Raw genomic sequence first — 16,821 nt, 5'->3', positions numbered from 1 at the left:
AAATACGTGTAGGGGCTTTTTTATTTTGTTCACATAGAAATGTTTATCTCTCTTAAATTATTGTATTGCAAATGTAACGTAAATCTAAATAATATTAATTATCTTTGTACTCAATTTAATGAACAAAACAATTAGTAAAACTAATCAATTACATTATGTTAAAAGAAATGCGATCTTTTCTTGTAGTAGTAATGTTGCTAATTACTGCTACGATGAGTGCGCAGGTTACAACTGCTAGCATGAGCGGTAAAGTGACAGCACAAGATGAACCGATTATTGGAGCAACAATTACTGCTATCCATGAGCCTTCTGGAACACGTTATGGAACTGTGACCAATGTCAGTGGACAGTTTAATCTTCAAGGTATGCGTACGGGAGGACCCTACAAAGTTGAAATCTCTTATGTAGGTTATCAGACTGCTATTTACAATGGAATTAATCTATCTTTGGGAGAAAATTATGTACTGAATGTATCTTTGAAGGAAAGTTCAGAATTATTGGATGAAATTGTAGTTACTGCTACAAGAAATAGTAATATGAAGAGCGATCGTGCAGGTGCTATTACTAATATTGGAGAAGCACAAATAGCAATGCTTCCTACTGTAAGTCGTAGTATGAATGACGTTATGCGTTTGACTCCTCAGGGAGCAAATACAGGAAATGGTTTTGCTGTAGGTGGTGGTAACTATCGTCAGTCTTATGTAACAGTGGATGGTGCTGCTTTTAGCAATACTTTTGGTATCGGTTCTAACTTGCCGGGTGGTGGATCTCCTATTTCTTTGGATGCTTTGGAACAGATTGCTGTATCTGTTACTCCATTTGATGTTCGTCAAAGCGGATTTATTGGTGGAGCAATCAATGCAGTTACTAAGAGTGGTACAAATGATTTCTATGGAACTGCCTATACCTTTTTAAATAATGAGAACTTGAAAGGTAATAAAGTAGGTGATTTAGAGTTGGTTCGTGAAAAATCTCAATATTATACTTATGGTGCTAGTTTGGGAGGTGCTATCATTAAGAATAAACTATTCTTCTTTGTGAATGGGGAATATGAAGATAATGTAACAGCAGGTCCTGCTAGCAAAGCACGTATCAATAGTACAGATGATTGGGGAGCTAATACGGTTAATATTAATCGTCCGACTGTATCGGATATGAATGAAATTCGAGATTATTTTATAAATAAGTACGGTTATGATCCGGGACGTTATCAAGGATATTCTATTAAAACTCCCGCTTATAAAGTCGTAGCTCGTTTAGACTGGAATATCAATGATAATAATAAATTGAATTTCCGTTTTACTCGTGCTCATTCGAAAGATAATAGTGGTCCTACATCCTCAACATCACCTCTGTATGCGTCAGATATTTATCCTGGAGGAACAGTAGATAATATTTCAAAAGGTTCAGGTACTGTCCTTAGTAATGGTGCTTTATATTTTGAGAATTCTCGCTATTTTAAAGAGTACAACTTTACGTCATACGCTTCCGAATGGAACTCTAAATGGTTGGATGGCAGATTGAATAACATGACACGTGTGACATATTCTTTCCAGGATGAACCAAGAAGTTATAATGGCGCAGTAGATTTTCCAACTGTTGATATCTTGAAAGATGGTGCTGTGTATGCACGTATTGGTCCTGATGTTTTCTCTCCGGGAAACTTGGCTCAAGCAAAAACATTTGTAGCTACTGATGAGATTTCTTATACTACAGGTATCCATAATTTCTTAGCTGGTTTCCAATTCGAATATAATAAAGCGACCAACGGTTTCCAACAAGCAGGTAATGGATTCTATGTATTCAATTCTTGGGAAAGTTTCAAGAATAACGAACTACCTTCTGCATTTGCTATTACACATTCCAATGCAGCTGACTATAGCCAATTTAAGGCTCAAATGAAAACATTGCAATATTCTTTGTATGTACAAGATCAGATGAATATTAGTGATAACTTTAAGTTGATGGCAGGTATACGTTTTGAATTACCTAAATATCCTTCATTAAAGAATAACTATAATGAAGATTTTGCAAAATATGATTTTGGTGGAGTAAGCTATTCTACAGACCAGGTGCCATCGGCGAAGATTTCAGTTTCTCCACGTGTTGGATTTAATTGGGATATCACAGGAGAACGTAAGTTTGTTCTACGTGGAGGTACAGGTATTTATGTTGGTCGTTTACCATTTGTATGGTTGGTTTCTGCAGTGGGTAATTCAAATGTTGGTCAGTATCAATATAAATATTCAGATGTAAATGTGGCTACTTTGAAGCCTCATTTTCAGCCTTCTGTATCTGGGGTGTTAAATGAATTGTATCCGAATGGCAGAACAACAGATATTGTGGCACCCATTGATCCGACTATTATAGATAAAGATTTGAAGATGCCATCAACGTGGAAGACATCTTTAGCTTTTGATGCTAAACTTCCGGGTGACATTGATTTCTCTATAGAAGGTATATTTAATAAGGATATTAATCCTGCAGTCATCTCTAATAAAGTATATAAGCCTTCAGAATCTACGAAAACTTTCAGCCCTAATGATACTCGAAATGTATATACAAAGTACTCTGATCCATCATGGGTTAATGGCTCGAAACAGAATGCTTTTTATATAGAAAATGGCGGTCATAAAGCCTACTATTATTCTTTCACAGCTCAGTTAGCTAAATCGTTTGATTTTGGATTGTATTTATCTGCTGCGTATACTTATTCAAAAGCTAAGTCATATAACGATGGTATTGGCGACCAGGTTACTTCTGCATATAAGACAAATACCTATTCTGTAAATGGTATTAATGATCATGAAATGGGATATGGTACTTATGTTTCTCCAAATCGTGTTGTCGCTTCAGCAGGTTATCGTATAGAATATGCGAAAAAATTTGCCTCTTCATTGTCTCTGATTTATGAAGGAATGAATATGGGGTATGCCGGAGGTTATGGTTATTCTCGTTACTCATATACTTTTGCAGGTAATATTGTAGGTGACGGTGGTGCAAACAATTTGTTATATATTCCTGCATCCAGAGAAGAATTGAACGATTGGGCATTTGTTGAAAAGACAAGGAATAGTGTGGATGGAAAATATTATGATTATAAGATGGATGGCCAACTATATACAGCCGAGCAACAGAAAGATGATTTTTGGGCATATATCAATCAGGATAGTTATCTGAAGAAACACAAAGGTCAATATGTAGAACGTGGTGGAGCTATTATGCCTTGGCATCATCAGTTGGATTTGAAATTTATGCAAGATTTTTACATGAATGTAGGTGGCAAACGTCATACACTTCAATTTGGTGTTGATATCAAGAATTTCTTGAATCTATTGAATTCTGATTGGGGATTATATAAGATAGTGAATAGTTCAAACCTATTGGCATATGATGCATATGGAGAAAAAGGAACAGGAGCTGGCAAAGGTTATACATTCCAGAAGAGTAGTGGTAAGAGATTGACAGATACTTATACTCAGTATAAGAATTTTAATTCTACGTATTCTGTTCAGTTTAGTATTCGTTATATCTTTCATTGATAATAGCAAATATTCAGAGTAAAGAGTTGACAAGATAGAATTTTGGAATTAAAGATCCAATAGATTAAAATCACTTTAGAACGCAATTCCCTTATTTACTCTTTTCGGTTTATGAAAAGGCTAAAATAAGGGGATTGTTATATATTGGCTCTACATTTCATCCTCATCACCACTGGATTATGATCACTGTAATTAATATCCGGAGAAAAATAATCCATTCCTTCAAACTCCTGAGAATGAAAAATATAGTCGATTCTTAGCAAATGTTTAAAATGACGGAAAGTATACATATACCCGTGTCCACAGGTCTGGAAACCATCATTCAGATTTCCTTTCACAGTGCGATAAGTATAAGAGGAAGGTAGAGAGTTGAAGTCACCGCAGACTAGAGTAGGATAGGGGGAAGCTGTAATCAGTTGATTGATTTTATTAGCTTGGGCGGCACGTTTTTTGAAGTTATTGTGCAGACCGTCTGCCAAGGTAATAGCTGCAAGCTCAATTCTAGCAGAGTTATCAGCTTTAAGTTCCTTTTCCAGTTTATGTTTGTTACTGCTAACATCAGTGGTTTGCAAGTGATTGTTGAATAGACGGACTGTGTGTCCATTGAAGTCAATGTCACACCAAAGACTGCAGTTGTTAGACTCCGGGTAAGTAATCAGCTGTTGATCCTTGATCGGATAACGGCTGAACAAAGCGAGCTGAAGAAGACTTTCTCCTTCAGGAGAAGAAGGAATATAATGATAAGGCCATTCTGAAAGTGCCACATAAAGGCTATCCACTCCAAACTCTTTATTGATTCCAAATTCCTGAAAACAGAAGATATCCACTCCAAGACTCTTCATATATTCGGCAATTTGTTTACAGGAATACCCCGTATATTCTTGATTAAAACTATTAACGTTGTAAGTTGCTACCGTTATTTCCAGATTATTACCTGCTTGATTTCTCTTTTCGATAATCATACTTGTTCTGGGCTTAGCAGCCGAATCGAAGAGAGGAAATTGTAGTATACGACTCAGAAATGTCCAATTACCCACAATAGCAATGATTGGAATAAATACCCAACATCTCCAGCGAATAATCCAATAGATAGCCACAGCTAGATTCATAAGCAAAAGCACAGGCAATATTAATCCGATGAAAGGCAATAACATTGAACTATCCGGTGGAGTATCTTCAACAAAAGCTCCGGCTAATGTTAAGATTGCAAGAATTACTGTTAGTAAAATCGATATATAATAAAATAATCTGTAAAAAGCCTTCATACTTCCTTTGATCTCTATTTTTTATTCAATTTATTTTATATGCTTATTTCTGTCAAGTAGCCGCTTTATTTTGTCCTTTTGCTATCTATCATTTGTTCCTGTTTGGTTGTTTTTGATCTTTTAAGTTTGCGGTAGCCATTGCTTTATTATTTCCTTTAATTTGACCTGTGAGATCGGCTTGGCAATAAAATCATTGCATCCCGCTTCTTTAGCAGTTTTCAGATCATGACCATACGCATAAGCACTTTGAGCGATGATAGGTACCTCAGACGATAATTCGCGAATGATTTTTGTGGCCTCGAATCCGTCCAGATTAGGCATCTTTATATCCATTAAAATGAGATCCGGTTTTACTTCATCATACATGGTGACAACTTCTATGCCATCATGTGCTCGTACTAGCCTATATTGCTTACCTAAAATAGCATTTAGCAAATCATAATTGCTGTCGGTATCTTCAGCAATTAATATGGTAGGCTTAGAAGAAGATTTTTCTACTTCGGTTCTAGTAGAGACAGACGACTCGTCGTCTACAATAGGATTATTACTATCAGATTGTTGAGATTCATCGGATAATGAAGCAGTTCCGTTTGGTAACGTCGATGATTCTGCCGAGAGTTGCTCAGCCTCATAAGGAAGATGAAAAGTAAAAGTAGTACCTTTGCCAACTTCTGATGTAACCGAAATTTCTCCTCCAAGTTTTTCAATAATCGTTTTACAGATTGACAATCCCAACCCAGTGCCCTGCGCATAATTATTTAGTTTAGCGAAGCGTTCGAATATCCGTCCTACTTTACTTGGCTCAATACCCGCTCCGGTATCAGTAACGTGAAAGATAATACGATTATCTTTTTGTTCAAATCCATAACTGATATTTCCTTCTTTCGTGAATTTGAAAGCATTTCCGATCAGATTTGAGAATACTTGGAACACACGGTTCTTGTCCGTTTCTATCATCAACTTCTCGTTTGAGGGTTCATAGATTAGACTAACCCCCGGCGGAGTGCGGAATACATGAGCGTCGTGCACCTCTTTACAAAGTTTGTGGAGATTTGTAGGACCATAAGTAAATTCTGTAAATCCAGATTCAATCTTTGAGAGATCGAGTATCTCATTGATCAATTGCAACAAACGTTCATTATTGGCTTCAACAATTGCATAATACGATTTTCGTTCTGCCCGATCTTCACTTTCGGCAATTAAATGTGAAAATCCGACAATGGCATTTAACGGAGTACGGATTTCATGGCTCATATTAGCAAGAAATGCCGACTTTAAATTATCAGATAATTCCGCTTTTTCTTTAGAGGCTTGTAATTCCCGTTTCATCAGTTCCATGGCTGTGATATCCCATTCTATGCTGATAATAATTGAAGAAGTCATATCATCACCATCCACACGTATTTTTCGTTTGTCAAGGATCAGTAAATTTCCATTCTTATCTTTTTCCTCAGTTGTCCAATGAAGCTCCTTTCCGGTGGTGGCAACTTCAATATCTCCTTTTCTTTTCTCCTCAGCTACTTCTAACGGATAGTAGTCGAAATCATTTTTGCCGATAGAATCTCCATTACAAATATCTCGGTTATATGATTCTCGGTTTCGGTAGATATAACGAAAATCATTATTAATATCCTTCACGACAATACCTGCGGGAAGATTGTTGATTGTCGTATCCATGATTTGATTCAATCGTTTGATTTGCGCCTCATAACGTAATCTTTCAGAAATATCATGGCTGAACGACCAGTAACTTTCCTCTCCTGAATCATTGGTAACATTATACATGATACCCTCGTACGCTAAAATATCCTTGTTATTCTTAGATGGTTTTTGGACAATATAATTGCTTCCTGAAGTCATAATATTCCTACATCGTTCGCGCCATTCCTCTTGTGTACTTATGTCGGCTACCACCTCATAGATTTTCAGCTTACCGATATCCTCATTTTCGGTAATTCCATGATTTTGCATAAATTGTCGGTTGGCAAAGATGAGCGTACCATCATCTTTAGTAGCGAAGATACTCTCTTTGGCATTATTGATAGCGTGTGTCAAGGTATTGATATCGTTTCTACGACGTTGAGTATCGGTGATATTCTGGATATATCCTTCGATGTGAAAGCTACCGTCAGAAAGTTGTTCGTGCGAATATGCTTGAAGCTGCACATAGTATATTTCATTATCATGAAGAATACGATAGCTAATACTTTCCTGATCAAAGTTTTCTATGTTTCTTTTGCACCACTCGTTGAAGATATTACGGTCCTCTTCAACGATATATTGCTTATAGTCGTTAAATGAAATGCTTTTCACCTCTTCGGTGCATAGAATCCCAGTATGTCCCATATAATGGAATATATTTTCCCGGGTATTGTACGTCCACTGCCCAATCTGTGCTACCTTCTGTATTTCTCGTAGATTCCTGTTTGCATGTTCTAGCAGGCGTTTCACATTGCTACGTTGCGTGATGTCGCGATATTGACACAGCACCATGTCATCGTAAGGGTACATGATACATTTGAAATAATATGTATCATTTGACAATTCCAGTTTGAAATTCTTGCTGATACTTCGTTGTTCATTCAATACAATTTGGAAAGTAGGAAGTACCTTCTCTCTTGTGTATTCGGGGAGTAATTTAAATATATTTTTGCCAAGTAATTTTTCTTCTTGTAGAAACCACAACTCACTATGAGTATCGATATCCATGCAAACACCGTCCCGATCAATCAGTAGCATCGTATCAGCAGTAAGTTTCAATATCCTTTGTGCATTGCTTGCATCATGTAATGTCCTGTTCATGTTCTTTATAGATTATAGGAGTATTGTCTATCGGCAAAGATAACAAAAGAATTGGTCAATTGTTTATACAATTTATAGAATTATCAATCAATTAGTTGTATTTCCTGATACATTGAGTTAAGACTCTGCTCGTTTTGCTTTTTCCCACGCTCCATTTCCCTTTTTTCGTTTCAGATAACCGATACCTTTTAGTACATTAATGTTCATGAAAAGGAAGTAGTAGGGGATGAAAAGGAACTTATTTTTTATTTGTTTGGTAGACAAATAATACCCCAAAAATCCCATTATGTAGAACAGGATCTGTAAAATGAGCAGAATCCCATAGAATACAGGTGCACTACCGGAAAGCAAAAGTACTATATTTAGTGGAAGTAGCGCAAATAACAAAAATGGAGTAACAGACCACCGTAGTACCCGGTGTGAGGTGTATTGAAAACTGAGAATCCCATAGCGGAAGGGATTTAGTAAAGGACGCAAACGAACGATGGATTGCAATCCACCGGCAGCGATACGTACCTTTCTTTTTTCTTCTTCACGCATATCTGCAGAACCGCTTTCGATGGCGTAGGCATTGGTACAATAAGCAATGATATATCCTTTCATCGTTATACGGAGCGAAAGGATAAAGTCGTCCAATAAGGTATCCGGCTCCATTGGTTCAAAGAGTTCGCGACGTACTGCAAACAACTCTCCGGCAGCCCCCACAGCAGAATAAAGTCGTGCGTCAAGTGCTTTTAAAGTCGATTCATATTTCCAGTAAATACCTTCTCCGCCAGCAGCTGCTCCATCTTTGTTTTGTACAGCAATGCGTTTTTCTCCTGCCACACAGCCTACTTTTGGATTTTGAAAAGCGAGCACTATTTCTCGGATTGCTTCACTATTTATCATTGTATTGGCGTCAGTGAAGACAATAATGGGAGTTTTTATAAACGTCATCCCGCGTGTTATGGCAGCAGTTTTCCCTTGTCGTTTCGGTTGAAAATAGACAGTTGCCATTCCGCTCCATTGTGTTTCTAAGCGGTTGTTAGTGCCATCGTTACTACCGTCAGTCACCCAAACAATGTGAAGTTTATCCGTAGGATACTTCAGTGCGAGGCTGTTTTTCATTTTCTCATCAACTACCTCTTCTTCGTTGAAAGCTGTGATGAAAAGAGTCACTTCCGGCAGGTCACTGTCCGATGCCGACAGCGATCGTTTCACCGGTTTTACGAAAAATTCTTTCAGTTTGACAAGAGCGTAGAGCAGAATACCGTAGCCCAGGTAAGTATAGAATACGATGAATAGGGCAAACCAAAAAAGAATTTCGAGACAGAGAATAAGTGTATTGTTCATAGTTGTATATTTTTGTTGTGTAACTTCATGTATTCATTTAAATTGAGTGCTACATGCTTATTATTTTTGCTTTTAATTTTACTTTTAACTAAGTATTTTATAGCACTTACTGTTTTTATTATTTCTTTGGAAAGACTTCTTGGCGGATATAATTGTTCTACCATTTTTCTGTTCCATGGATTTGTAAAAAACGATAAATACTTTTTATCCGTCGGATTCACAATGATATCGATATCATTCACCCATTCACAACGGTTTAGCATTATATTTCCTTCTGTGTACCACAATAATTTATAGATCAGGGACTGATAGGGGAGATAGTTGAGAAACAACTCCCCATAATTATTCGCATAATTTCCCGGCATTCTATCTTTTTCAAACAGTACCAGTTTGTTGTCAATATAAAGAATCACCCATTTGTGTGATTTTTTAGGGAATAAAAATTCACCTAATAGGCTTGGAGTCTCCATATAACCTCTTTTTGCAACGCGACATTGTTCTTGAATAAAACGAACCGGGTCATCTACATGCTCAAGTACTTGATTACAAATTACGTAATCAAACTCCTTGTCTTTGAATGGAAGTTCTTCTCCCGAAGCATTGACAAACGTTTGATGCGGGTATATTTTGATATCACCACAACGATGGTAGTTTGTATCTACATACTTTTCTACGATGGTATTTGAACGAAATGTAGGATTGTGCCCTGAACCAACTTCAAGAACCCTATCATTTTTTTTAATCTTTAGGTCATATCTGTCAAAAGGATTACGTGTGATCATAAGATTATTATTTGAGGCGGTTAAGTAAGTTCGTCTTGGTATCTGAATCTTTGAGCATATCTACATAGTAGATGGCATCCGCTTTATTTGATTGGTTTGATTGATCTTTTTCATACCTCTCTATAAATTTCTCTGCATGTTCTACCAGATATTTCCGGCAATCAATATTCATCATTAAACCATTTTCGAAATTGGTGTATGAGAAACCAGTGATTACGTTATCAGTTTCAATAGAAGCCACATTCTCTAAAGGAATACCGAACAGATTGACGGTAATAGATGGATAATAAAAATATTGTTCACTGGGAAGATTGACAGTAAGTTTTAATGTATTCAGATCAATCTGCTCAACCATTATAGTGCCGTGAATCCGATAATAATTATATTCATAGTATTCCTCGAAACTAGGAAACCAGACAGAGTCATCACCGTCTTTCCCATAAGTATTATTAACCCATGACAACAGTTCTACCCAGTTGTTATCTGTGTTGTGTACACCAATATGAATACCTCTTCTTGCTTTAGGAGGAAAGTTCTTAATTTCTTTCAGGATCATTTGTTTGAACTCACTCGGATCATCGTTAAAATATCTGTTATGGACAACTTTGTGTAGGTCGTTAATTACTTTAAAAGGATAGATATCATCAGCTTCAGTTTGTGCGACCATTGTTTGGATGGGAACATACTGATTGGCTGCTTCGATGTATGTTTTGTTTCCATTGGGCTCAGCCAATGTTTTACATCCTCGTCCCGAAAGGTTATCCTGAATGATTGTCTGCGCAATAGTAAAATGTTCCAGGATAGAAGCGGGATCTTTTACGTTTTCAGCTTCTACATCATGGAAAGCAATACCCGATCCGTAGTTAAGCATTTCGGACACATCATCCCATACGAGTGAGGCACCTCTATAGAAACGGTAATTATTATTGTCTGTGAATCCGGGAGTCACTGTTACTTTCTGTGTCATCATATCCTTTTCCGGCCAAATAGCTGCAGTGATGGCGAAGCGAACTTCTTTCCCTGTGCCATCAGTACTTCCGAGTGATTTTCCAGCAGGGATAATTGTGGGTGGAAGATCTCCTTTCTGCAACTGTGCCGCATGGTAATAGTAGTCAATCATTCTATCCGGATCACTGTCTGTTGGATCGGGATAGAGTTGGGAGCTAGCTATCGGCTTTCCATTGATTGCAGCCCAGGTTCGACAATAAGTAGATTGCAGGCAGTCATCCTGTGTCAGCATTAATAACCACTGTTTATTGTATTTTAATACGGGGATTTCCGCCTGAATCAGAGTTACATCAATTGGCTTATTGGTTCGGATAAGTAAAGAAGTGGAAGCATTCAGAATTTCTTTATCAAAAGGGTATAGATAGAAAGACCCTTTATCGTCTTTTTCCTCTTCCTTGTTGTTGCTTTCCTCTTTTTCTTTAAAAAAATTCATCTCCTTTATGCAAGCGGTATTTAATATCGTTGCAACCAAAAGGAGAAGCTGCAGATTACGCTTATGTCTGTTGTTTATGCTTATTATAGGAATCATATTCATCAAATTAGATTATCTTTATCATCATAATATTTAGTTCTTTTGGTAAAGAGTGTAGCTATGTTTACGAAAGCTTCCCTCAATCTTATTTTAAAATTGTGTAGTAGCGAACCTTTAGCTTTCAGTGTACCGTTTCCTGTTAATACCCTAGCTTTTCGTGAGTGTATAAATATCAATTTGCCATAAGGTTTCATTGCATGAGCGAGCGATCCGTCCTCCCCCCGGCGAATATCAGTACGAAATCCGACCCCCCTTCCCAATTCTGTCTTGAAACTGAAAGCCATACCCCGTACACATAACTCAGGGCGTTGAATTGCCTGTATGCTTAGATAGATATCTCTTAGTGTTTCGTAACACCACAATCCGGATTTAGAGTGCCCCTTTTCAGGGATAAAGCTCCATAAACTGAAAGTTCCGGCAACGTCGGGTTTCATTAACTCGCCCAAATGTGTTGAAATGAAATGTGGCGGATACATCGTATCTGCATCAATACAGATATGATATTTTCCTCTGGTATGATCGAGTCCACATTGTCGGGCAAACCCCGGTCCTTCTCGGGATTCATTGAAGTAAGTCACCCCCAATTGTTGTAGCACCATCTCTGTATTATCTGAAGAATTATTATTCACTGCCAGAATTTCCATAGGAATATTACATTGATTTTCGCAGAGCGACCAAAGGCAGCTTAATAAACGTTTTTCTTCATTATGGCATATCAAAACTACCGAAACTAATGGCTTGGTAAACTTATTCAAGCTTTTCAACCTTTTTCGTACAATTTCAAGAGCACTCTGTGGAGCTTCCTCAAAAGGTTTTTCGTAGACTTCCAAGTAGTTTTCATACCATTTCATCACTTTCCTCTTTTCTGCAAAACCGATTCGAATAAATCCTTCCACTGACAGGCGATATGTTCAATCTTAAAACGTTCGCTATCAATGCGTGCCTGCCTACCCATCTCTTGACGGACTTTTTCATTTTCTATCAGATAGCAGATTTTCTCCGCTAGCTCTTTCACATTCCCATTTTCTACTAACAGGCCGTCTTTTCCGTCATCAATGATATCTCGTGGACCACAAGGACACATGAATGAAACCGGTGGTACACCGCAAGCCATGGCTTCGGTAATTACTACTCCAAAGCCCTCGTAACGCGAGGACAGTACAAAGATGGAACTGTCACAGTACTTTTCCACAATATTCGATATGCTATGTTCCAATATACAAGTAGAAGAAATCCCGAAAGAATTGACCAGTTGTTGTAGCTCATCCCGTTTGCCGTCACCATAGATACGGAGTGTCCAGTCGGGATGTCTTTCATTAACAATGCTCCAAGCAGGAACAAGAAGATCGAATCCTTTCTGAGGCATATATCTTCCAACTGCGATCACCTGCTTTTGAGTGCAGTCGGACTGATAGTCTGGAAAAAAAGAAAGTGGATTGTGAATGACCGATACACTGTCCAATTCTGTCCATTTGGCTGCATCTTCATGGCTAAGGACTATGAATCGTTCCAGCTTTCGTATATGATAGATGAATTGCTTCATCCAGTATTTCTGTATGAAGGCTCGAATGAGAGCGGGTAGATGATCATTTATTTCTCGGTAATTGGATTTATTAAGATGGATTTCCCCGAGTTTTGGGCTACCGTCTTTCATCTTACAAATAAAATTGATGTCGCGTCGGAGAAGTGAAATTGTGATATCCGGTTGGATACGACACAGGCATTCGTTAAGCCGTTTCTTGAAAGTACGTTGTTTGCCGATATAACCGAAGAGCCGCTTGTGGAGAGGCTGATCATACAACTCATCATAATTAATGTCGAGTTGATGTACGGTGATTAACGGTAACAACTCATAATAAGGTTTCTTGTCTTTACCGTCCGTCAGGATAATGTGTATATCATAATCAAACTTTTTAGCAAAATAGTTTACTTTCATAGTCAATACACGTTCCATTCCCCCCGGGTAGTAGAGTGAGGGAATACAATAGGCTATTTTTGTCTTTTTATCCATAAGGCAGAGTTTCGATTACTTTTTGCATTTGTGCTTTCCACGAAAGTGGACGTACGGACTCACGTATCTCTTCCGGTGTAAGCGTAATGGAACGCTGAAACTCAATTAGATCCTGAATATGGATCGGTGATTCGTCAGCTGGAACTTTCCAGACATAAGGCATCGAGTCGAAGTCTTCATCGGTTTCCGAATAAGTGAAGGCAATTCCTCTTGCTGCATATTCACGGTTCTTCAGTGTTTTGATATGAGTGATGCCACAACGATGTCGCCCCAGACTGCCAATTGCGAAATCTGCTTCTTCGAAGCAGGCGTCAAGGTCTTTTCCATGCATTGGACCATGTAGGATGATATAATCCTTTAATCTATTGTCTTGGATTACGGGCAAAATATCCTGTTGTTCACGTTCTCCGAAAAGTGGTCCTACTATATGGAAATAAACCTTATACTCGGGGTTTGTCTGGTAATACTCGGCGAGTCCCTGTAGAAGGCGGTCAAAGCCATGCCAATAATGGATTTCGGCTACCCCCAGGAGATGCATTTCACGAGAAGTATCATTTCTCCTTGTTTTCATTGGGATTTCATCAAAGTCGATTCCGTTGGAAATACGAATCGTTCGTCCTCCGAAGATTGTTTCTGCATTAGAGAAGGTGACGATGCCGTCCAAATAACGGGCAAGACGGGAGCGAAAACGTCGATCAACGAAAAGATCAAGTTTCATTGCTCGTGTGATGTATTCCTGATCGTAAGGATAAGTAGGAATTTCCATCAACACTTTTGCACCATATTTTTTCATGCGGTTCACCAAATGGATCGTAAAAGGATTAGCGTTATGATAGGAACGGATGTAGACGAATTCGATACCCTCGCGACGGACATAATCAGCGATAAAACTATAATCGATTCGTTTTCTAATTTTTGCGGATAAACCAAATCCAAAGTCAACCATTATCTTGTCATCGAGCATCCAGCGACGACGTCCGTTTGTTGTGACATCATAGTAACAGGTACGCACATCTAATCCGCATTCTTTTAGTGCTTTTACCTGATACCGTATTTTTTTACTGATACCATTCGCTTCACCGAAGCCGTGAAATAATAAAAAAAGTGCTTTTTTCATTATGAGTTGCTTTGTTTGTTTAGTTTACCCAAGATGGATCGTACCTTTTCTAAGATATTATATTCATGCGTTAACTGAATATATGCCCCAAAGATAATAAAACTAACGAAACTTTTCAATATCAGAGTAACAAAAATATTCATATTCTCTAATATGTACTGCAAAGGTAAAAGAAAAGTTACTATTAACAAACTTACTATTATTGGTGAAAAGAGTTGTCGGGTGAAGCACCACAGATTTCTTTTGAACGTTATCCGGTACATCATCCAGTAACATTGTATGAAGTTTATGGTAAATGTGATGGTAATACAAATGGCAACTGATGTCAATGTGCCAAAGTAAAAAATTCCGAGTAATATTCCCGATACATTGAGAAATGAGGAGAAAACACCACAGATGAATAAGCTTCGTGTATCGCCCGATGCTTGAAAAATGGATCCGGAAGAAGCTAGTATGATCTGAACGCCTACCGAAAGTGATAAAATTCGAAATACCGGAATGGAGGGCAACCATTGGTCACCGAAGATTAGCAGAGTTACTTCTTCTGCTGTGAAAAACAGTAATACGCTTAATGGCAGACCGATAAATGCCAGAAAACGTACGATTCGTTCGTAGGATGATGCTAAACGTTCTTTTTCATTCTGAAAATCACTAAGAACAGGATGCATCACCGGAGTAACCACTTGTGTGATGTTTTGTAAAGGAAGCATCATAAGACGATATGATTTTTCGTAATAGCCCAAGTCGGACATGTTCATGTATTTTCCAATAAGCAGTTTATCCAGATTACGACTGAAATAGTTGATAATATTAAAGAGAAATTGATAAGCAGAGTATGAGAAAATCTTTCGTAGTACCTTCAATCCTAAGGTAAAGTGGATTTGCTGTGGATAGCGATGATAGGAAATACCGAATAACAGGATACTGGAAAGTATCGGGCCGATAATCAATGCATATAATCCCGCACCGGATAAAGCGGCAGTTACAGCGGCAACACCTCCGGCTATTTGGATGACAAAGCTACGTATAGCGATGAACTTAAATTCTTTGTTTCGGTAAAACATCGTACTCGGAACGATGTTAGCGGAAGCAAAGAAAAGGTTGATCGCTAAAAGTTGGCAGAGTGTTCGCAGAATATCATTTTGATAGTAATTGGCAATAGGCCAGGAGGCGGCAAAGAATAAAAGGCTAATTCCAATTCCTGTCCATATGGTACATGAAAAAATATCTGATAATTCCTCCTTTGTCAGCGACTTGTTTTGTATGATCGCGGCAGACACTCCCATGTCTGTAAAAATACTGAAGAAGGTTATGATGACAGAGGCGATGGCTACGATTCCGAAATCGTCAGGTGGCAGCAAGCGTGCTAAAATACCTGCAACAACGAGTGAAACAAAAATTCCGCTATATTTGGCAATCGCAGTGTAAATTACGCCAGAAAAAAGTTGTTGTTTGATATTACTAGCCATTATTTTTCGATTGTTGATGGATCAAAGATTTGAATAACAAAACTCCAATGTTTTTCGTTGTCACATATCGCTTATATTTAAGTAGAACATGGAAAGCTAATTGCATACGTTTACTTATGGGAAGTGTGTGTGCTTGCCATATCACAGCATTCAGCATTTGTGAGAGGTGCAGATCAATAACTTCTCTGATTTCTTTCTTGTGAGCTTGCTTCTTGAAGTCCAAAAGTTCGTGTGTTACGGTAAGATAGCCTTTCAGATTATTGGACGAAAATTTGCTTGTCATGATTGAATTATCCCGTAGGCGACGTTGGAAAAAGGCCTGGTGGATACAAGCTACTTTGGAGGCTTGTAGGTAAAGTTTTACCGTGAATAATTGATCTTCATGCACAATGCCTGGATAAAACAGTAGATGACAATCGGCAAGAAACCGTCTGCGGATGACATTGAGACAAGCCGAAGGGGTAAAAACGTAGTTCTGTAATTGCATTTTGAGCACTTCGATGCCACTATACACCTTATTATCCTCTAGTTTTTCAGTATGCTGATAACTTAATTGAGGAATATTGGTGAAACCGTCATCTCGAAAAGTACGGGCATCAAAAAAGACAAAGTCCAATTCTTTTTCTTCACATTTATGGTAGCACATTTCAAGAGCGTTTGTATTGAGTAAGTCATCGCTATCCATAAAATAGAGATATTCTCCTTGGGCATGTGCAATGCCTTCGTTACGGGCTACGGATAATCCCTGATTGGCTTGTGAATATATCTGTATACGATTGTCTTGTAAAGCAAGTTCTTCTACAATTTTCAGGCTTTCGTCCGTCGAACCATCATTAATGATAATAATTTCAAGTTCCTTCAGTGTCTGATTCATGATACTTTTCACTGTTTGACGAACATATTTTTTAGTATTATAAACGGGTATGATAATACTGGCTTTGATTTTATTACTTTCCATTTT

At 38.0% G+C, this 16,821-nt stretch carries 11 protein-coding genes; 1 reads left to right on the top strand and 10 read right to left on the bottom strand.

What is annotated here, in order from left to right; translation table 11 throughout:
- Nucleotides 1-155 precede the first annotated feature (155 nt).
- A complete protein-coding gene (locus tag CZ225_RS13165; protein ID WP_077154419.1) occupies nt 156-3,542 on the top strand; it encodes a TonB-dependent receptor in 3,387 nt (1,128 codons plus the stop codon).
- Between the two features lie 137 nt (nt 3,543-3,679).
- On the opposite strand, the gene CZ225_RS13160 is transcribed toward CZ225_RS13165, so the two are convergent.
- The 10 genes from CZ225_RS13160 to CZ225_RS13115 all read right to left on the bottom strand — a co-directional run bounded on the left by CZ225_RS13160 (nt 3,680) and on the right by CZ225_RS13115 (nt 16,818).
- Complete coding sequence (locus CZ225_RS13160; RefSeq protein ID WP_077154418.1) at nt 3,680-4,807, bottom strand: endonuclease/exonuclease/phosphatase family protein; 1,128 nt, start codon at nt 4,805-4,807, stop codon at nt 3,680-3,682.
- Nucleotides 4,808-4,927: 120 nt separating this feature from the next.
- Complete coding sequence (locus tag CZ225_RS13155) at nt 4,928-7,609, bottom strand: hybrid sensor histidine kinase/response regulator (protein ID WP_077154417.1); 2,682 nt, start codon at nt 7,607-7,609, stop codon at nt 4,928-4,930.
- 117 nt (nt 7,610-7,726) lie between these two features.
- Nucleotides 7,727-8,941 carry a glycosyltransferase family 2 protein gene (locus tag CZ225_RS13150; RefSeq protein WP_077154416.1) on the bottom strand — a complete coding sequence of 405 codons (1,215 nt, stop codon included), beginning with the start codon at nt 8,939-8,941 and terminating at the stop codon, nt 7,727-7,729.
- Complete coding sequence (locus tag CZ225_RS13145) at nt 8,938-9,723, bottom strand: class I SAM-dependent methyltransferase (protein WP_077154415.1); 786 nt, start codon at nt 9,721-9,723, stop codon at nt 8,938-8,940. The genes CZ225_RS13150 and CZ225_RS13145 overlap by 4 nt, the downstream gene beginning before the upstream one ends.
- 7 nt (nt 9,724-9,730) lie before the next feature.
- The gene (locus tag CZ225_RS13140) at nt 9,731-11,164 is read right to left on the bottom strand and encodes a polysaccharide deacetylase family protein (protein ID WP_234983054.1); all 1,434 of its coding nucleotides are present in this window, start codon (nt 11,162-11,164) and stop codon (nt 9,731-9,733) included.
- A 101-nt stretch (nt 11,165-11,265) separates the two neighbouring features.
- Entirely contained in the window at nt 11,266-12,114 is an 849-nt protein-coding gene (locus tag CZ225_RS13135) for a glycosyltransferase family 2 protein (protein ID WP_077154414.1), read from the bottom strand.
- On the bottom strand, nt 12,114-13,274 hold the full coding sequence (locus CZ225_RS13130) for a glycosyltransferase family 4 protein (RefSeq protein WP_077154413.1): 1,161 nt from the start codon (nt 13,272-13,274) through the stop codon (nt 12,114-12,116). The genes CZ225_RS13135 and CZ225_RS13130 overlap by 1 nt, the downstream gene beginning before the upstream one ends.
- Nucleotides 13,267-14,391: a glycosyltransferase family protein gene (locus tag CZ225_RS13125; RefSeq protein WP_077154412.1), complete on the bottom strand. Its 1,125-nt coding sequence runs from the start codon at nt 14,389-14,391 to the stop codon at nt 13,267-13,269. The genes CZ225_RS13130 and CZ225_RS13125 overlap by 8 nt, the downstream gene beginning before the upstream one ends.
- Nucleotides 14,391-15,860, bottom strand: coding sequence for a lipopolysaccharide biosynthesis protein (locus tag CZ225_RS13120; RefSeq protein WP_077154411.1), 1,470 nt, complete (start codon nt 15,858-15,860; stop codon nt 14,391-14,393). The genes CZ225_RS13125 and CZ225_RS13120 overlap by 1 nt, the downstream gene beginning before the upstream one ends.
- On the bottom strand, nt 15,853-16,818 hold the full coding sequence (locus CZ225_RS13115) for a glycosyltransferase (RefSeq protein WP_077154410.1): 966 nt from the start codon (nt 16,816-16,818) through the stop codon (nt 15,853-15,855). Before CZ225_RS13115 ends, CZ225_RS13120 begins: the two co-directional genes overlap by 8 nt.
- Between the last annotated feature and the right edge of the window lie 3 nt (nt 16,819-16,821).

Source organism: Bacteroides bouchesdurhonensis (assembly GCF_900155865.1).
Lineage (GTDB): Bacteria > Bacteroidota > Bacteroidia > Bacteroidales > Bacteroidaceae > Bacteroides > Bacteroides bouchesdurhonensis.
This window is presented reverse-complemented; position numbering and strand designations above follow the sequence as displayed.